Raw genomic sequence first — 22,030 nt, 5'->3', positions numbered from 1 at the left:
GCTTTTCGCCGGCACGTTTCTTCGTTTCAATGTGGGGTGTTTTGTTTGCCGCTTTCACGGCGGCCAATGCCGCGACCGACTTCAGCGACTACTCCCTTTTCGGCAGTGCCAGCAGCACCACCGTCAGCAGCATCAGGATCGGCCCCACCACAGACAGTGAAACGGCCATCACCGCAAACACCACCGCCACCGGTGACGACGTCACCGGCAGCGACGATGAAGATGGCGTGACGGTGCCCGCCAGCTTGGTGACAGGCACTTCCGGTAGCATCACCGTCAACGTCACCAACAGCAGCGGAGCCACGGTGTACCTCAACGCCTGGATCGACTACAACCGCAACGGCGTGCTCACCGACGCTGGTGAGCAGATCGCCACCAACACAACGATCGCCACCGGCACATCCAATTCCAACAGAACCGTGACCTTCACGGTTCCCGCCACGGCCTCCATGGGCACGGCGGGTGTCCGCGTGCGCCTGACATCCACCAGCTCTCCAGGCCCTATCGGCCTGAAGGGCAACGGTGAGGTCGAAGACTACATCACCACCATTGTCTGCCCGACCATCACTCTCAGCACCTCCTCACTGTCTGGCGGCGCGGTGGGCAGGCCCTATTCTCAGACTTTGGCCGCCACGGGTGGCACCGGTAGCTACAGCTGGGCGCTGACCTCCGGCACCATGCCGGCAGGCCTCTCTTTGAACACTTCAACAGGGGAGATTTCAGGCACGCCTACCACCGGCAATGCCGACGGGGTCAACCTCACATTCACCGCCACAGACGGCGCAGGCTGCCAGGGCTCTGCAACGCTGCTGCTGCAGATTGTGAACGGCATTTTCATCACCCCCACAACGCTCCTTCCGCCGACCGTCGGCACCCCCTACTCTCAGGTGGTCACGGCGCAGGAGTCTGGCTTTGACGTCCAGCAGGCTTTCTCCTCCTCTTCAGTCGGCACTCTCGCCGCTGCGGACGCCGTGCTCGCAGGCACCAACCGTACTAGCAACTGGACCGGCTCGGCATCCACGATCTCCTACAACAGCAGCGGCGCCGGCGGCGGCCACTACACAGACACCGACTTTCCCGCTGGACCGGGCGACAATTTCGCCCTGAAAGCCACGGGCATCATCACGATTCCGACCGCCGGCGCATGGACCTTTGCCACAAACTCTGACGATGGTGCGCGCGTCAAAATCGACGGCACGACTGTCATCAATGACGACACACAGCACGCGACCACCGACAAATTCGGCACCGTGACACTGACGGCAGGAACCCACGTCATAGAGCTTGTGTTTTTCGAACTTGCAGGCGGCGAAGCCATCGAGCTCTTCGCTGCCCCCGGCACGCTGAGCACTTTCAGCTCCGCCTTCAAGCTCATCGGGGCCCCTGACGGACTCAGCGTCGTGCGCTCATCCCCCACCTATACCTGGAGCCTTGCCTCAGGCTCCCTGCCCGCGGGCCTCACACTGAATGCCAGCACCGGATTGATCAGCGGCACGCCCACCAGCGCCTCAAATTCTAACTTCACCCTTCGCGCCACGGACAATTATGGCTACAGCAACACCCAGTCCTACAGCCTGCTGGCCTGTTCAGCCGTCACCTTGAGCCCGCCCACACTCTCCTCCTGCATGGCGTACTCCGCCTACAGCCAGACCTTCAGCATCACGGGCGGCACAGCGCCTTATGCATACTCCATCAACAGTGGCTCACTGCCGGCCGGGCTCTCGCTGGACACCGCTGCGGGTGTCATTTCAGGGCGTGCCACCTCGACCGCTGCGGCATCCTTCACCATTGCAGTGACGGACATCAATGGCTGCTCCGCTTCGCGCGCCTACACTCTAACTCCGGCCTCGCCCACGGATTTCGGTGACTATGCAGGATTCGGAAGCGCCAGCAGCGCCTTGGTTTCCACTCTCAGGCTCGGCGCGCTGACAGACGCCGAATCCGCACCCACCACGAATGCCACCGCCACCGGTGACAACATCACCGACCTCGCTGATGAAGACGGCGTCACACTGCCGGCTTATTTGGCGCAGGGCACGTCGAATTCAATCACGGTGAACCTCACCAACACGACAGGGGCCACGGCTTACCTGAACGCCTGGATCGACTACAACAACAACGGAGTGCTGACAGACAGCGGCGAGCAGATCGCCACCAACACAATCATCGCCACCGGCACCTCCAACTCCAACCGTACGGTGAGCTTCACCGTTCCGGCCGGCGCCACGGCAGGCATCACAGGAGTGCGTGTGCGTCTGACCTCCACCAGCAGCCCCGGCGCCACCGGAGCCAGCGGCAACGGTGAAGTCGAAGACTACGCAGTCAACATCCTCCCCCCCACCGACTTCGGCGACGACTCCGCCTTTGACATCGCAGGCAGCACCCTTTCAACCTCCCTACGTATGGGAGCGCTGGTGGACGGTGAAAACTCCAATCTCGCCAATGCGGCAGCCACGGGAGACGACACCAATGGCAGCGACGACGAAGACGGCGTGACCCTGCCAGCCTCCGTTATCCAGGGGCAGCCAGGCGTGACCGTGACAGTCAACGTCACCAACACCACCGGAGCGGACGCCTATCTCAACGGCTGGATCGACTTTAACAACAATGGCATCCTCACCGACAGCGGTGAGCAGATCGTGCTCAATGATTTGGTCAGCACCGGAACGAGCGGCGGCAGCCGCACCTACACCTTCACCGTGCCAAGCTCCGCCTCCACGGGTGTGATCGGCGCCCGCTTCAGGCTGACCTCCACCGCCACCCCGGGCAGCTCCGGAATCTCCGGCACAGGCGAGGTGGAGGACTACGCGATCACCGTCCTGCCCGCCTCCGACCATGGCGACTATTCACGCTTTGCAGATGCCAGCAGCTACAACTCCAGCGACCTGACCATGGGAGACCTGGAGGACACCGAATACACGCCGGTGACCAATCTAGCGGCCACGGGTGACGACATCACCAACATCAATGACGAAGACGGAGTGACACTCCAGGCCATCCTCGTCCAAGGGCAGGCAGGCGTCGCGGTGACCGTCAAACTCAACAACACCACGGGCGCACCTGCCTACCTCAACGGCTGGGTGGACTTCAACAACAATGGCTCGGTCGCAGATTCCGGAGAGCAGGTCATCGCAGACGCCGTGGTCGATGACGGCACCACCAGTGGCTACCAGACCTACTACTTTGATGTCCCGAGCAACGCCACCACCGGCACCGTGGGGGCACGCTTTAGGCTGACCTCCGCGGCCTCACCGGGACCCACAGGCGCCTCCGGTTACGGTGAAGTGGAGGACTACACCACCACCATCGTGGTCCCGTCCTCCAACTTCCGTGACTACTTTTATACGATCCGTGCCGTGGGCACCCGCTTCTACCTGGACGAAATCTCGGTTTACAACCCCAACTCCTCCACCCCCACGGTCTCAGTCAATCCGGGCATTCTCGACCTCAATGCAGCCTCTCCGGGTTTCAACACCGGAGCAACAGACGCGATGATGAACGGACTGGCGCTCGACTGGCTGAACCGGCGCTTCTACTGGGCCGCAACCTCCACCGGCTCCAGCGGCTACAATTTCAGCTTGTACACGGCCGCCTATGACAACGTGAGCAAAACCTGGAGCTACCAGCTCGTCACAAACTCAGCGCGGACAAACGTCCCCCTCAACACCGGCAGCCCCGTCTCAGGCTCGGCAAGCTCCGGCGCCTTCCCCCGCGCTGCGTTCTATAACGGTGAATACTATGCTGGCGGCCAGCTCAGCAACAACGTGGCAGTCTGGCATCTGAACTCGACCGGCCTGGGGCTCACCTCCCCTGCTTTCAACGACTACACCAACTTTTTCCACCTTTCCCAGACCTTCAATGGTGGCGACTTCGTCATCCGCCCGCAGGACGGCCTGCTCGTCACCTCCACGGTGATCAGCAACGCCAACACACTGTTCAACCAGTTCATCGACGATGGCATGAACGCGTCGGGACCGGCAGCCAAGACTGCAAGCGTTGACTCACAGATCCCCTACTCCAGCAACAGCTCGGTGCAGATCGCTGGCGTGGGTGGAGTTTCACGCCTCTATGCGCTTGGCTCCGCCGGCACAAACATTTATCGCATCGACAGTTATGACACCACTTCGCCCAAGGCGGTCAAAGTGGGTCCGCTGCCCACCGCCTCCTACACTGACTTGTCCGAAGGCATTTCCTCCTCCGTGACATCCCTGGGGGTTAAAGGCATTGTGTACAACGATCCCAACGGTCTTTCCGACGGCATCATCAGCGGCACCGGGACCAATGCCAGCGGCACCCTTTACGCCATGCTGGTCGACACCTCTGGCAATCTCGTGGACTCTTTCCCTGTCAAAAGCGACGGCACGTTCATCCTCGGCGGTGCCTCGGCCAACACCTCCTACCGCGTCGTGCTCAGCACCTCCTACGGCAGCCTGGGCTCTACTGCACCCGCCGCAGCCATGCCCACGGGCTGGCTCAATGCGGGTGAGTTTCTCGGTTCAGGGGCTGGGAGTGACGGCACGGTCGATGGCAGGCTCTCAGTCACCGTCGGCAGCTCGGGCATCGTCAACGCCACTTTTGGCATCTCCCAGACTCTCTCCATTGGCGACCTCGTCTGGAATGACTCCAACAACAGCGGCACCCAGGATGCAGGCGAAAGCGGCATCGGTGGCGTTACGGCTCGGCTTTGGGCTCCCGGTTCGGACAATGCCATTGGCGGTTCGGGCACCGCAGCGGACACCCTGCTTGCCACCACCACCACCGATGGCACAGGAGCCTACAGCTTCACCGGACTCGCAGCCGGGAAATACTTTGTCACTGTCACCCCTTCCACGCTCTACTCCGTGGTCAGCAGCACGGTCGCAGGTGATGACGGAAACGACGGTGACAACAACGGCTCCCAGCCAGGAGGCCGGGGCACGACGGTGTACAGCCCTGTGGTGACGCTGGCCCAAAACACCGAGCCTGGCAGCATGTCCTCAGGCGGTGGCAACACGGAGAACACCATCGACTTCGGACTCCTGACAGCCATGGACTACGGCGACTACGCCTCCTTTGCTTCTGCCGGCAGCGCCCTGGTTTCCAATCTTTTCATCGGACCCCTGACAGACTCGGAATACTCCGCCAACACCAATGCAAACGCGACCGGAGACGACCTCACAGGCTTGGACGACGAAGATGGAGTCCAGGTGCCCGCTGCTTACCAGGGATCATCCAGCACCCTGACCGTGACTGTCACCAACCTGAGCGGTGGCTCCGCCTTCCTTCACGCTTGGGTGGACTTCAATGGCAACGGCGTTCTCACCGACCCTGGGGAGCAGATCGCAAGCAACATTCTCATCGCCAATGGCACCAACGGCACCAGCCGCAACATCAACTTCACCACTCCCGCGACTGCCGTCCTCGGAACGGTCGGCCTCCGCGTCCGCCTGACCTCCGTCAGCACCCCGGGCTCCACGGGAAATGCGGGCAACGGAGAAGTGGAGGATCACCTCGTCAACATTCTTCCTGCAGTGACGGATTTTGGAGACAACCCCGCCTTCGCCGCCGCCTCCCAGATCGCGAGTACGGAGATCTTCGTCGGCACCGCCGCCACCGATGCGGAAGCGCTCAATCCCACCACCGGCACGGCCAACGCAGACGACACCACCGGCACCGATGACGAAGATCTCGTCATCCCTTCCGTGGTTTCCGGCGGCGACCAGACGATGAGCATCCCGATAACTCTCAGCGGCAGTGTCATGCTTGGCCGCATCGGCGTCTGGGCGGACTGGAATGGAGACGGAGATGCTCTGGACGCCAACGAGACTGTCGCTCTTAACAGTTCCGGCCTCATCGGCGGCAGCAACACCGTCATCGCCACTTTCAGCCCGCCCATCGGCACCAGCACCGGCACCAAATTCATCCGCATTATTGTCGTCGAAGGCACTGCTGCGCCAGCCTTCAACGGCTCTTCCAGTCTCAAGGGCGAAGTCGAAGACTATGCCATCACCGTTACCTCGCCGACCATGGATTACGGAGATCTGCCCGACTCCGTAATCGGCACTTCCGCCAGCAACTACCAGACGCTCACCAACGACAACGGCCCTGCTCACATCGCCAACAGCTCGTTGCGCCTCGGTGCCACCGTCGATGCCGAAGGCAACGGCCAGCCCAACAGCACCGCCACCGGAGACGGCGCCGACGAGGACGGGGTGGCCACGCTGCCCACGCTCACACAGAACCTGCCAGCAACGCTCACCATCAGCGCCACAAACGCCTTCGGCTCAGCCGGCTTCCTCAAGGCTTGGATAGACTGGAACAACGACGGCAACCTGACCGCCAATGAGGAGCTCGGCCCTGAGATCAGCGTGCCCAACGGCACCAGCAATGGCAGCTTCAGCTTCAGCTTTACCGTTCCCAGCTCCGCAGTGCTCGGGGCCAGTCTCGGCCTCCGCGTCCGCCTTGCCAGCACGACGATCCCCGCCTCCAACGGCATCGTCGGCACGGGTGAGGTTGAGGACTACCTCGTCACTGTGAACGCATCCACGGCGGACTTCGGGGACTACCCCAGCTTTGCCTCAGCCTCTCGCGTGGCCAGCACATCGATCAAGATCGGCACCAATGCCACCGACGTGGAAACCAGCAATCCAGCCTCTGGCAACGCGACGGCAGATGACACCACCGGCACCGATGACGAAGACCTGACCATGCCCACGCTGCAAATCGGCACCAGCAGCACGCTGACAATCCCGGTCACACTCACCAGCCCGGTGACGTCTGGCAGGATCGCCGTCTTCGCGGACTGGAATGGGGACAATGATGTCCTCGACACCAATGAAGCCGTCTCGCTGAGCACCTCCAGCCTTGTCACCGGGACGAACACCATCACCGCCACGCTCAGCCCGCCCGCAGGCATCACCGGCGGCACCAAATACCTGCGCATCATCGTCAACGAAGGCAGCACGGCTCCCTCCTTCAGCGGCAGCTCGGCGCTTCAGGGCGAAGTCGAGGACTATGCCATCACAGTCAATGCCTACACGCTTGACTATGGTGACCTGCCAGACACGGGCACTGGCACCGGCACGGGCAACTACCAGACCCTCACCAGCGACAGCGGCCCCTCCCATACCGCCACCTCCGCCACGCTGCGCCTGGGCGCCACCGTGGATGCAGAGGCCGACGGCCAGCCCAATGCCACAGCAACAGGTGACGGCGCAGATGAAGACGGCATCAGCAGCATGCCGGTTTTCAACCGCGGCCAGCCATACACAATTCCTGTCTCCGTCTTTAACAACACCGGCAGCACCGCTCGCATCTTCGGCTTCATGGACTGGAACAACGACGGTGACTTCGCCGACGCAGGAGAAGCCCTCACCGCCGTCGCAGTCAGCTCATCAGCCAGTCAGCAGACCGTCAACATCACCGGAACCACACCCGGCACGGCGGTGATCGGCACCTTCGGCGCACGCTTCCGTCTTGCCACCGCCACCACCCTGGCCTCCACCGGCACCACCAGCAACGGTGAAGTGGAGGATTACATGGCCACAGGGGCCTGCCCCACGCTGACCATCACTCCGGCGACTCTGCCGGCCACGAACCAGTACTCCGCCTACAGTCAGACCTTGAGCGCGAGCAACGGCACCGCTCCATACACATGGACTGTCTCCAGCGGCGCCCTGCCAGGAGGGCTGACCTTGAGCAGCTCAGGTGGCATCAGCGGCACTGTGGCCAGCGCCAGCGGTGCGTATGTCTTCACCGCCAGAGCTACAGATGCCAACGGCTGCACCGCCACTCAAAGCTACACCATCAGTGTCGGCTCTGGCGGCATGAGCGTGGGCAATCTCGTCTTCCTCGATGAGAACAACAACGGGCTCAAGGATTCCGGTGAACGCGGCATCCCCAATGTGCCGGTGGAAATCTGGAGCGCAGGCGCGGACGGCCGCGTCAACTCGGCCGATGACCAACCCGTGACCAGCGGCAACGCCTCCGTGCTCAGCTCCGGTGGCATGCTCACCAGCGGCACCTACGGCACCATTGCATCCGGCTTCTCCACCCTGACAGCGCGCACAGACTGGACTGGCGCCTATCAGTTCACCGAACTTCCCACAGGGGTCTATTACCTCAAGATCACGCCGCCAAACAAATCCGTCTTCGCCAGCAAGTACGGCACCGGCACGACCACCTACAGCCTCAATCTCGACTTCCCGCTCGCCAGCACCAGCTTCGTGCTCATCGACAACGGCATCGATAACGACAGCAACGGCGTCCAGACCGCCGGCTCCTTCACCAGCAGTTCGGACGCTGTGCTCGCCGGAGTCGGTGCTGCCGTCTTCAGCATGCCCTTCACACTTGCCACCGCCACCGAGCCCGGCACCTCCAATCTCGGCAGCGATGAATACACCATCGACTTCGGCCTGCGCCCCTGCCCCGCCATCGGCATCACCCCGCTTACCGTCCCCGCAGTGAGTTCCGGCGTGGCCTACAGCACCACCTTGAGCGCCACCGGCGGCACCGCGCCTTACACCTATGCCATCACCCAGGGCACCCTGCCCTCCGGCCTCAGCATGAGCAGTGCGGGCGTCATCTCCGGCACCACCTCCACCACGGGCACCAGCGCCATCACCGTGCGCGCCACGGACGCCCGCGGCTGCCAGGGCTTCACCACCATCCAGCTCAGCGTCACCACCGCCATGAGTATCACCACCTCATCGCTGCCCAACGGCACGGAAGGCACGGCCTACACCTCCACCACACTTGCCGCTACCGGCGGCAGCAGCCCCTATCAAAACTGGCGTGTCAGCACCGGCGTGCTCCCCACGGGCATGACGCTCAACAGCAGCACCGGCGTGCTCTCCGGCACCCCCTCATCCCCCGGCACCTACGTCGTCACCATCGCGGTGGATGACGCCCTCGTCACTCCCGCCAGTGTCAGCGTGACCAACGGCTCCGTAGAGACGGACGCCTGGAGCGCCATCACCTTCACGCCACGCACCAGCGTTACCGGCTGGACACTGGGCAACAGCGCCCTCTCCGGCACCACCACCGCAGTGCAGCTCTACGGCGTCAATGACAGCAATGCCAGCAACTCGCTGCTGGGCCAGACCCCGGCGGGCTTGCAGTACCTTGCCTCTCCGTTTGTGGACTCCTGGGCCTCACACACGGTCAGTGGCTTCACTGTGGGCCGCCCCTACACCCTGCGCGTCCGCTATGCCATGCGCGGTGCCTTTGCCAATCCGGCCACGGCAGAAGCCCAGCCGCCATTCTACAGCAATGCGCTGTGGGTCGCCGGCTACAATGCCTCGGCCGCAAGCCTGTTTGGCCCTGCAAACGTAAACTTCCCCGCAGCCAACGCCGCCAACTTCGACAACTGGGCCACGCTGGACGTGCCTTTCGTGCCCCAGACCTCCAGCATGGTTTTCTCATACGGCCTGGACGGCATGGCCATCGACGATGTGCAGTTCATTCCCACCGTCGCAGCCACCGCCACCGCCACCAGGCAGTTCACCTTTGTCATTTCAGGAAACCGTGACTGGGGTGATCTTCCAGACACAGGCATCGGCACCGGCACAGCCAACTATCAGACGACCAACAGCGACAGCGGCCCATCCCATTACCGCAACAGCAACCTGCGGCTCGGCGCCACACTTGACATCGAATCCGACGGCCAGCCCGACTCCTCAGCCACGGGCGACGATCTCAGCGGCACCGATGACGAAGACGCCATCACCACGCTGCCGGCCTTCGCTCGCGGCCAGAGCTTCAGCATCCCCGTCTCTGTGTTCAACAACACCGGAACCAGCGCCAATGTCTTTGCCTTCATCGACTGGAACAATGACGGCGACTTCCTGGACCCCTCCGAAGCCCTCAGCTCCGTTTCCGTCAGCTCCGGCGCTTCACAGCAGAGCGTCAATGTCACCGGCACCGTGCCGGGCAATGCGGCCCTCGCGCAGGTCGGCCTGCGCGTGCGCCTCAGCACCGCAGGCTCTCTCGGAGCCTTTGGCGTTGCGACCAATGGTGAAGTCGAAGATTACCTCACCACCACCACCTGCCCGACGGTCTCCATCACACCGGCAACACTGCCCGGCGGCACGCTCAGCAGTGCGTATTCGCAGACCATCTCGGCCTCCGGCGGCACCGCACCTTACACCTACGCGCTCAGCTCGGGCACGCTGCCCTCAGGTGTCACGCTGAATGCCACCACCGGTGTCCTCAGCGGCACGCCCAATGTGGCCGGCACCTTCAGCTTCACTCTCAGCGCCACGGACGCCAACGGCTGCGCCGGGTCCAAGACCTACTCCGTGGTGATGACCTGCCCTTCTCTCACCATCACACCGGCAGCGCTCACCGCAGGCACCGTCGGCATCTCCTACTCCCAGACTCTGAGCGCCGGCGGTGGTTCCTCCCCCTATGGCTCTTGGACGGTCATCAGCGGCTCGCTGCCTGCCGGCCTCGCTCTCAATGCCAGCACTGGTGTCATCTCCGGCACTCCCACCACCAGCAATGGGGCCGGCGCATCCTTCACCGTGCGCACCACAGACGCCAACGGCTGCCAGGGCTCGCAGGCCGTCACGCTGAAGATCTGCCCGGTGGTCACCGTCAGTCCCACCACACTCACCGCACCCACGGTGAACAGTGCCTACACACAGACCCTCACCGCTTCTGGCGGCGCGGCGGCCTACACCTTCACCGTCAGCACCGGCACGCTGCCCGCCGGCCTGAGTCTGAGCAGCGCGGGCATTCTCAGCGGCACGCCTACCACCACCAGCAGCAGCACGTTCACCATCACCGCCACAGACGCAAACGGCTGCCAGGGATCTCGCTCCTACACCCTTGCCCCCTCCTGCCCGCTCATCTCAGTTGCCCCTGTCACCCCTGCACGTGCCACCATGGGCACGGCCTACTCACAGGCCATGAGCGCCAGCGGCGGCCTGTCCCCTTACGGTTCGTGGACAGTCACCAGCGGCACGCTGCCAGCAGGCCTCTCTCTCAATGCCAGCACCGGCGTCATCTCCGGCACTCCCACGACCTCCAATGGCGCAGGCACCAGCGTCACCATCCGCGTCACAGATGCGAATGGCTGCACCGGCTCCCAGGCCGTCACCCTGCAGGTCTGCCCCGTGCTGACGCTCACCCCAGCCAGCCTGCCAAACGGCACGATCAACACCTCGTATTCACAGACCATCACCACCTCCGGCGGCGCCAGCCCCTACACCTACACTCTGGGCAGCGGCTCTCTGCCCGCAGGACTGACGCTCAGCTCCGGCGGAGTGCTCTCAGGCACGCCGACCAGCACCACTGCCTCCACTTTCACCGTCACCGCCACGGATGCCAATGGCTGCACCGGCTCGCTTTCCTACACCGTCACTCCTGCGCCAGACTCCGACTACGGTGACTACAGCCTTTTTGCCAATGCCAGCAGCCGGATGAACTCCACCCTGCGCATCGGTGCGCTCACCGATGTGGAAGCCTCCGCCACCACCAACACCGCCGCCACAGGCGATGACAACACCGGCAGCGATGACGAAGACGGCGTCACCCTGCCTGCCACCATCACCCAGGGCGGAGCCAGTTCGATCACGGTCAATGTCACCAACACCAGCGGCGCGACAGTCTTCCTCAATGCCTGGATCGACTTCAATCAAAACGGCTCGCTCTCAGACGCTGGCGAGCAGATCGCCACCAACACGCTCATCGTCACCGGCACCTCCAATTCCAACCGCACCGTTTCCTTCACCGCTCCGGCCAGCGCAGCTCTCGGCAGTGCTGGCGTGCGCGTGCGCCTCACCTCCACCTCCTCTCCCGGCCCGACCGGCGCCAGCGGCAACGGTGAAGTGGAGGACTATGTGACCACCATCGTCGCACCCACCACCGACTATGGCGACTTCTCTCTTTTTGCCGACGCCTACAGCACGGGCAGTTCCAGCCTAAGGCTCGGCGCCCTGCAGGATCTGGAAGGCAGCGCCACCAAGGACTCCAGCGCGCAGGGAGATGACACCACAGGCACCGACGACGAAGACAGCGTGACCTTCCCCTCCATGACCGCCGGGCAGCCCATGTCCCTGCCGGTCACCGTGACCAATCTGACCGGCTCCACGGCCTATCTGAACGCCTGGATCGACTTCAACAACAACGGTGTCCTCACAGACGCGGGCGAGCAGATCGCCACCAATGTCAACGTCATCACCGGCACCAGCGGCGGCACGGTCACTCTGAACTTCAACGTACCGACCAATGCCGTCACCGCCGCAGCTCTCATCGGCGCACGCTTCCGCCTCACCAACGTCCAGACACCGGGCTCCACCGGCGGCGTCGGCATCGGCGAAGTGGAGGACCACACCGTCGTCATTCTCGCTCCTCTCACGGATTTCGGTGACTTCAGCGGCGCCCCCAGCGTCTCCAATACCGCCAGCACCAACCTCCGCCTTGGCGCCCTCGTTGACACCGAGTACGCCGCCACCACCGACGCCACCGCCACGGGTGACGACCTGAACGGAGTGGATGACGAAGACGGAGTCACCCTGCCTTCCATGACGGCCGGCGCTCCGGCCACCGTCTCCGTTGTCGCCACCAACAGCACCGGCTCCCCCGCCTACCTGAACGCCTGGATCGACTTCAACAACAACGGCGTCTTCACCGATTCTGGCGAGCAGATCGCCACCAACACCGCGGTGGTAAACGGGGCCACAAACAGCACCTACAACATCATCACAAACGTCCCCGCTGCCGCTGTCACCGGCACCAGTCTCGGGGTCCGCGTGCGTATCTCCAATGACATCTCTCCAGGTTCCACCGGCTCCGGCGGCGTCGGCGAAGTGGAAGACTACGTGGTCAGCATCGCCCAGCCGACCACCGACTTTGGCGACTACTCCCTCTTCAGCGTCATCAGCGGCACCACCAACAGCAGGCTGCGCCTGGGAGCTCTGACAGACACGGAATACAGCGCCACCACCAATGCCACCGCCACCGGCGACGACATCACCGGTGCGGACGATGAAGACGGAGTCACCCTTCCCTCCATGATCGCCGGTGCTCCGGCCACCATCCCGATCATCGTCACCAACACGACAGGCTCCTCGGCCTATCTGAACGCCTGGATCGATTACAACGGCAACGGCTCGCTCGCAGATACCGGGGAGCAGATCGCCACCAACACCGCCATCACCACGGGCACCAGCAACAGCACGGTCAACCTCAGCACCACCATCCCCGCCACCACGCTCACGGGTGTACCGCTCGGGGTCCGTGTGCTGCTCACCTCCACCTCTTCGCCGGCCACCAGCGGCAATGTCGGCACCGGCGAAATCGAAGACTATGTGGTCACCATCACCGCTCCCACCACCGACTTTGGCGACTTCAGCAGCTTTGCAGACGCCTCCCAGGGCGTGAGCCCCAGCCTGCGCATGGGCGCCAGCGTCGATGCCGAGTACACCTCCACACGCAACTCGACCGCCACCGGTGACGACATCACCGGCATCAACGACGAAGATGGTGTCACCCTGCCCTCCATGACCGCAGGCCAGACACTGACCGTCCCAGTCGTAGCCACCAACTCCAGCGGAGCCATGGGCTACCTCAACGCCTGGATCGACTTCGACAACAACGGCACTCTGGCCGCCGGCGAGCAGATCGCCACCAATCTCAACATACCGGATGGCAGCAGCGACACCTCCTTCAACATCACCTTCACCGTGCCTCTGGCCGCAGTGACAGGCACGAATGTCGGTGCCCGCTTCCGCCTCTCCGCCCCGACATCGCCTGGTCCCACCGGGGCCAACGCCGCCATCGGTGAAATCGAAGACTATGTGGTCAGCATCGCGGCACCCACGCTCGACTTTGGTGACAACAGCGGCATTGGCAACGCTGCCAGCACCGCAAACAGCAAGCTGAGGATCGGTGCTCTGGTCGATGCTGAATTCGCCGCCAACAATAACGCCACCGCCACGGGTGATGACATCACCGGCAGCGATGACGAGGATGGCGTGACCATTCCCACCCTCACCGCCGGCTCCTCTGCCACCATCCCTGTGGTCGTCTCCAACACCACCGGCTCATCCGCCTACCTCAATGCGTGGATCGACTACAACAACAACGGTCTGCTGACAGACTCCGGCGAGCAGATCGCCACCAACACCGCCATCGCCACAGGCACCTCCAACGCCACCAGAAAACTTAACATCAACGTGCCTCTCAATGCCGTGGCCGGCACACCCGTCGGAGTGCGCGTGCGCCTGACATCAGTCTCCTCCCCAGGCTCCACCGGCACTTCATCGGGTTCGGGTGAAGTGGAGGATTATGTCGTCAGCATCGTCGGCCCCACCACCGACTACGGTGACTGGAGCGGCATCGCCGACGCCTCCAACACCGTCGTCTCCAGCCTCCGCCTTGGCGCGCTCACAGATGCCGAGTTCAGCTCCACGAAAAACGCCACCGCCACCGGAGACGACACCACCAATCTCGCAGACGAAGACGGTGTGGCTCTGCCAGCCATGACGGCAGGCGGCACCTATCAGGTTCCGGTCACCGTGACCAACACCAGCGGCTCGACAGCCTACCTGAACGCCTGGTTTGACTTCAACAACAACGGCTCCTTTGCCGACGCAGGCGAGCAGGTCGCCAGCAACGTGAGCATCACCAGCGGGCAGACGAATGCGACTCTCAATCAAAGTGTCATCGTGCCTGCCAGCGCGGTCACTGGAACCAATCTCGGCGCACGTTTCCGCCTCACCGCCACCAGCACGCCAGGCTCTACCGGCACGGGCGGCGGCAATGGTGAGGTCGAAGACTATGTCGTGAACATTGCCGTGCCGACGACCGACTTCGGGGACTTCAGCCGCTTTGCCGGGGCTTCGAGCACGGCGAATGCCAAGCTGCGCCTCGGCGCCCTCGTGGACACCGAATTCAGCGCCACCACAGACACCACAGCCACAGGTGACGACCTCACCGGCAGCGATGATGAAGATGGCGTCACCCTGCCCAGCCTCACCGCCGGTGCTCCCGCCACCATCCCGGTCGTTGTCACAAACACCTCTGGCTCCGCCGCCTATCTCAACGTCTGGATCGACTACAACAACAACGGCGTGCTCACAGACGCAGGCGAGCAGATCGCCACGGATGTCAGCATCGCCAGCGGCCTGACCAACAGCACGCAGAATCTCAACATCACCGTCCCGGCAGGTGCCGTGACAGGCTCCAACTTGGGCGTGCGCGTGCGTCTCACCAGCGTCTCATCCCCCGGCTCCACCGGCGCAGCCGGCACCGGCGAGGTGGAAGATTACGTCGTGTCCATCATCAGCCCGCCGCTTGACTACGGGGACTGGAGCGGCATTGGCGATGCAGCCTCAACGGCCGACAGCACGCTTCGGCTCGGAGCCCTGGTGGACACTGAATACGTCTCCACCCTCAATGCGTCCGCCACAGGCGACGATACGACAGGCAGCGATGACGAAGACGGCGTCACCCTGCCCAGCCTCACCGCCGGTGCTCCCGCCACCATCCCGGTCATTGTCACAAACACCTCTGGCTCCGCCGCCTATCTCAACGTCTGGATCGACTTCAACAACAACGGCGTGCTCAGCGATGCAGGCGAGCAGATCGCCACGGATGTCAGCATCCCCTCAGGCATCACCAACAGCACGCAGAATCTCAATATCACCGTCCCGGCAGGCGCCGTGACAGGCTCCAACTTGGGCGTGCGCGTACGTCTCACCAGCGTCTCATCCCCCGGCATCACCGGCACCGCTGGCAGCGGCGAAGTCGAAGACTACGTCACCTCCATCGCTGTGCCGACCACCGACTTCGGCGACTGGAGCGGCGCTGCGGATGCCTCAAGCCTCGCCAGCTCCAACCTCCGCATGGGCGCGCTTGCAGACACGGAATACGTCTCCACGCTCAACGCCAGCGCCACAGGTGACGACATCACCGGAAGCGATGACGAAGACGGCGTCACCCTGCCCAGCCAGACTCCCGGCACCGCAGGCAGCGCCACCGTGGTCGTGACCAACAACACTGGAGCCCCCGGCTACCTCAACGCCTGGATCGACTTCAACAACAACGGTTCCTTCGCCGACGCAGGTGAGCAGATCGCCACGAACACAGTCATCGCCACCGGCACCAACGGCGCAGCGCAGGCTGTGAACTTCATCGTGCCCGTCGGCGCAGTGCCTGGGCAGCGCGGTGCACGCTTCCGCCTCACCAGCACCCAGAGCCCCACCTCCGTCGGCGCCAGCGGCACCGGTGAAGTGGAGGACAGCCTCGTCACCATCACCTGCCTTCCCATCTCAGTTTCACCCACCACGCTCACCACACCGACGGTCGGCACCGCGACATCGCAGACGGTCACCGCCACGGGTGGCCTGGCCCCTTACACTTACAGCGTCGGCACCGGCACGCTTCCCGCAGGGCTTGCCCTCAGCAGTGGGGGTGTTCTCTCCGGCACGCCTACCAGCAGCAGTGCCGTCACCTTCAGCATCGTCGCCACAGACTCCTATGGCTGCACAGGCACGCGCAGCTACACCGTCACGCCAGTGTGTCCGGCCATCACCGTCAATCCGGTCACCCTGCCCAGCGGCACTGTCGGCACGGCCTACTCGCAGACGCTCAGTGCCAGCGGCGGCACAGCCCCCTACACCTTCACCGTCGCCAGTGGCACACTGCCGGCAGGGCTGACGCTCAACACCACCAGCGGCATCAGCGCCGGTCTGATCTCCGGCACACCGACCACTGGCAACGGCGCCGGCGTCAGCGTCACCTTCCGCGCCACTGACGCCAACGGTTGCACGGCCACCCGCACTGTCACCATGACGGTCTGCCCCGTCATCACACTCACTCCGGCCACGCTTCCGGCTCCAGTGGTGGGCACAGCTTACTCGCAGACGCTGGCAGGCTCCGGCGGCGCAACACCATACACCTTCTCGCTTGCCAGCGGCACGCTTCCTTCATGGGCCACGCTGAGTTCCTCAGGAGTTCTCAGCGGCACGCCCACCAGCACCGCTTCCGCCACATTCTCCGTGCGTGCCACAGACGCAAACGGCTGCACAGGCACGCTGAGCTACACGCTCACCCCCGCCTGCCCGGCAGTCACCATCACGCCGTCGGCACTTGCCCAGGGCACAGTGGGCACCGCATACTCGCAGACGCTAACCGCCGCCGGCGGCACCGCGCCATACAGCAGCTGGACGGTCACCAGCGGCACACTTCCCGCAGGCCTTTCCCTCGACTCCGCCACCGGCGTCATCTCCGGTACGCCCACCGCCACCGCCAGCCCTGCCACCACGATCACGGTGCGTGTGAATGACACCTATGGCTGCCAGGGCACGCGCTCCGTCACGCTGCAAATCTGCCCGGCCATCACGCTTTCTCCCGCCACGCTGACCACACCGGTCATCGGCGTCGCGTATTCCCAGTCCCTCAGCGCCTCCAGCGGAGCCTCGCCTTACAGCTTCACTCTCGCCAGCGGCTCCCTGCCCGCCTGGGCCACGCTGAGCACCGCCGGCGTGATCACAGGCACCCCCACCAGCGGCACACCCGCCACATTCGCCGTGCGCGCCACGGATGCCAACGGCTGCTCCGGCACCGCAAGCTACACGCTCGCCCCGAACTGCCCGGCCATTGCCATCGCGCCAGCCACACCTCCGCAGAGCACGGTGGGCAGCCCCTACTCACAGACGCTCACCGCCACCGGCGGCACCGCACCTTACGGCAGTTGGACAGTCACCAGCGGCACACTGCCCGCAGGCCTATCCCTCAATCCTGGCACAGGCATCATCTCCGGCACACCCACCGCTGCCAACGGCACTGGCGTCAGCGTCTCCATCCGCACCACAGATGCCAATGGCTGCCAGGGCACACAGGCCATCACACTTCAGGTCTGCCCCGTCATCACGCTGGCCCCCGCCACACCAGCCACACCGACCGTGAGCACCGCCTACTCTCAGACCTTCACGGCCTCCGGTGGCGCAGGCTCCTACACCTTCTCCATCGCCAGCGGTGCGCTGCCCTCCTGGGCCAGCCTGAGCAGCGCCGGGGTGCTGAGTGGCACGCCAGACAGCCCTAACAGCGCCACCTTCACAGTCAAAGCCACAGACGCCAACGGCTGCTCCGGCACGCAGAGCTGCACACTCACCCCAGTCTGCCCGGCCATGGCCATTTCCCCCACCACAGCCGTCACCGGCACGGTGGGCTCCATCTACTCCCAGACGCTCGCCGGCAGCGGCGGCACCGCACCTTACAGCAGCTGGACGGTCACCAGCGGCACGCTGCCAGCAGGTCTCTCCCTCAATGCCAGCACCGGCATCATCTCCGGCACTCCAACCGCCTCCACCGGACCTGCCGTCAGCGTGACCGTGCGCACCACGGACGCACGTGGCTGCCAGGTCTCCGCAGTCATTTCGCTCAAGGTCTGCCCGGTCGTCGCTCTCAGCCCGGCCACCCTTCCCACCAGCACCGCTGGCACCAGCTACACGCAGACCATCAGCGGCTCTGGCGGCGTTGCCCCCTATGCCTTTGCGGTCTCCGCCGGCACACTGCCCGCAGGGCTCACGCTCAGCTCCGCTGGTGCGCTCACAGGCACCCCCACCACCACGGCTTCTGCCACCTTCACGATCACAGCCACAGACGCCAATGGTTGCACCGGCACGCGCAGCTACACGATGGCTCCAGCCTGCCCCGTCATCACCGTCACTCCGGCCACTCTGCCAAACGGCACCGTCAACACCGCCTACTCGCAGCCCCTCGCCTCCAGCGGCGGCATCGGCACCATCACCTGGTCCATCAGCAGCGGCAGCCTGCCTGCGGGCCTGAGCTTGAACCCCGCCACGGGCGTCATCTCCGGCACACCCACCAGCACTTCCGCCTCTACTTTCACCGTGCGCGCCACGGACTCCAATGCCTGCACAGGCAGCACCACATACACCGTCACACCGGCCTGCCCCGTTGTCACCATCACCCCGGCAACCCTCGCCAGTGGCACGGCCGGCACGGCCTACTCGCAGACGCTCTCCGGCGCTGGCGGCATCGCTCCTTACACCTCTTGGACGGTCACCGGCGGCAGCCTGCCTGCTGGCCTCACCCTGAACTCCACCAGCGGTGTCATCAGCGGCACGCCAGCCACCTCCAATGGCGCAGGCGTTAACGTCACCATTCGCACCACGGATGCCAACGGCTGCCAGGGCAGCTCGGTCATCGCCATCAAGATCTGCCCGGTCATCACCCAGTCTCCTTCCTCGCTGGCGGCTCCTGTCGTCGGCACCGCCTACTCTCAGAGCATCACGCCCGCAGGCGGCGTTTCCCCCTACACCTTCACCCTCGCCAGCGGTTCCCTGCCCACCGGCCTCACGCTCAGCAGCAGCGGCACGATCAGTGGCACAACCACCGGCACCGCTTCCGCCACCTTCACCGTCAAGGTGACTGCTGCAGACGGCTGCTCCGGCACCGCCGCCTACACACTCTCCCCCGTGTGCCCCACCCTGGCCCTCGCCCCGTCCAGCGCCGCACTCCCCGTCGCCTATCTTGGTGCCTCTTACACACAAGCTCTCACCGCCTCCGGCGGCACCGCCCCCTACACTTACGCGCTCCAGAGCGGTGACCTGCCAGGCGGCGTCCTCATCTCCCCCTCCGGCACCCTCAGCGGCACGCCTACCGCCAAAGGCTCCTTCCCCGTCACGATCCGCGTCACTGACGCCAACGCCTGTTCACAGTCCTTCAGCCTCACCCTGCAGGTGCGCACACTCTCTGTCGGAAATCTTGTTTACGAGGACTCCAACAACAACGGCCTCAAGGAAAGCAGCGAGCCCGGCGTGGCAGGAGCCACCGTCCAGCTCTTCTCCACCGGAGATGACAACGCCATCGGTGGCAGCGGCACCGCGGCGGACACGCAAGTCGGCAGCGACTTCGTCACCACCTCCACCGGCGCCTACCTCTTCAGTTCCCTGCCCGCAGGCAATTACTACGTCAAGGTCACGCCACCTGCGGATTACCTCTTCACTGGCGGCACCGCCTCCACCTCTGACGACAACGTGGATAACAACAACGACGGCGCTCAGCCCGGCGGCTCCGGCACACCTCTCTTCAGCCCGGTCATCAATCTCGCAGGTGGCGCAGAATCCACCACGGATGGAGACAGCGATGCAGACACCAACCTCACCGTGGACTTTGGCCTCTGGTCCAGCGTCGCCGTCGGCAACTTCATCTTCCTCGACATCAACGGTGACGGCCGCCGCAACGAAGGTGAAAGCCTCGGCAACATCTATGTCGAACTCTACGCCCAGGGTGCCACTCCCGGGGTGGATGACCCCGTCAGCGTCGGCACCTCGGGCTGCAGTTGCAAAGGCCGCTACTACCTCGAAGGACTCAACCCCGGAACCTACTTCCTTTACATCCCCGCCTCTCAGTTCACCACAGGCTCCCCCTTGGAAGGACTCCTGCCCATGTCTTCCGTGGTCGCCGGAGATGACGACGTCGGCCAGGATCTCATTTTCAACAGCAGCCCCGCCGTCAATGGCGCCCGCACAGCCATCTTCACCCTCCGCCCCGGCTTCTGCCCTGTGGGAGCGGCCGAATCCGGCGCTGAAGGCTCCACCGATGACGACATGGACGCCCGGGTCGACCTCACCCGCGACCTCGGCATCGTCGCCCCTGCCGGCACCGGCTTTGCCGCCAGCACGGCCATCCGCCGCTACATTGTCACCGGCGGCTTCACCGCCAGCGTGCTCCCCGGAGCCAGCACCTTCGCCACCTGGAGCCAGGGCAGCGACATCGGCGGTGCTACCGCAGACCCTGACGAAGACGGCAGCGCCAACCTCATGGAGTACGCCCTTGGCACAGATCCCGCCAGCCCGCTCCAGCCCAACCGCTTCGCCCTCACTCACGACGCCGCCACCGGCAGCCTCGTGGCCCAGCTGACGGTGCCCACCGCCACCCATGACGACCTCATCATCAGCCTCGAAACGCTGACAGACCTGAGCAAAGCCGCCGATGCCTCCGCCTGGAAGAAGCTCTCCATGGCGGCCACCACCACCATCAACGCAGACGGCACCCTCACCCGCTCCTACTCAAACCTCGAAAAACTCCTCGTTTTCAAAGGCATCGACGCTGGCTACGTCCGTCTCCGTATCGATCTCGACGCCAACCGTGATGGCATCTCCGAAGCCACCGTCACCTCCGCCATCCAGGGCTGGAGCCGCCAGAACTTCGCCACTGGCTCACGCACCTTCAGCATGCCGCTGCTCAATGCTGCCTTCTTCAACGGCCGCGCCGTCTCCGTTAGTGGCGGCGAGGTCATGCTGCCAGCCATCATCACCCTGCCCGCCGGCTCGTTCTACCTTGAAGCCATCGACGGCCCGCTGGCCGGACAGCGCTTCGAGATCGACGCCACCAGCAGCTCCGGCAACACAGTCGCCCTGCAGGGCGGTCAGAACCTCGGCGGCCTCGCCGGGGCGCGCATCAGCATCCGCCAGCATCACACCCTCGGCGAATTGCTCCCATCTGGCGCATTCAGCAGCGAAGACCGTGTCCTCTTCTTTGACCCCGCCGCCGGAAACTACACCACTCTCACCAACAGCAACGGTTACTGGCTCAGCGACGTCCTCAGCATGAACGCCCGCCCCTTCTCCGCCCACGAGGCCGCCATGGTGCAGATCCGTGGCTCAGGCAATGTCCTCATGTTTACCGGCGAAGTCCGCCAGACCAGCCTCGCCATACCGCTTGTTGCCGGCACCCAGCTCATCGCCCCTGGCTGGCCCGTGGCCACCCCTGCCCCCGTCAGCGGCCTCTCCTCCGGCCTCAGCCCCGACACCGCCGACCGCCTCCGCCTCTGGGACGGCGACCCCACCCCCGGCGCCACCGACTACACCGGCTACTACCTCGACGGCACCACCACCCCGCCCGCCTGGACCCCGCAGACCACCCCCGCCCCCGCCGCCACCATCCAGCCCTTCCACGGCTACTTCCTCATCCGCACCGCCCCGCTGCAGTTACAGCAGTACGGCCCGTGGTGAGCACTAGCCCAGCAGGACGGATGTGGCGAAAACCCGCCTTTCTCTGAGAGAGTGTGAAG

General features: G+C 64.3%; 1 protein-coding gene. It reads left to right on the top strand.

What is annotated here, in order from left to right:
* Positions 1-41 precede the first annotated feature (41 nt).
* Entirely contained in the window at positions 42-21,971 is a 21,930-nt protein-coding gene (locus ACZ5WW_RS21920) for a putative Ig domain-containing protein (protein WP_377162888.1), read from the top strand.
* Positions 21,972-22,030 lie beyond the last annotated feature (59 nt).

It is taken from the genome of Prosthecobacter fluviatilis (assembly GCF_055388355.1).
The sequence above is the reverse complement of the archived record's forward strand: the minus strand, read 5'-3'. Positions and strand labels throughout refer to the sequence as shown.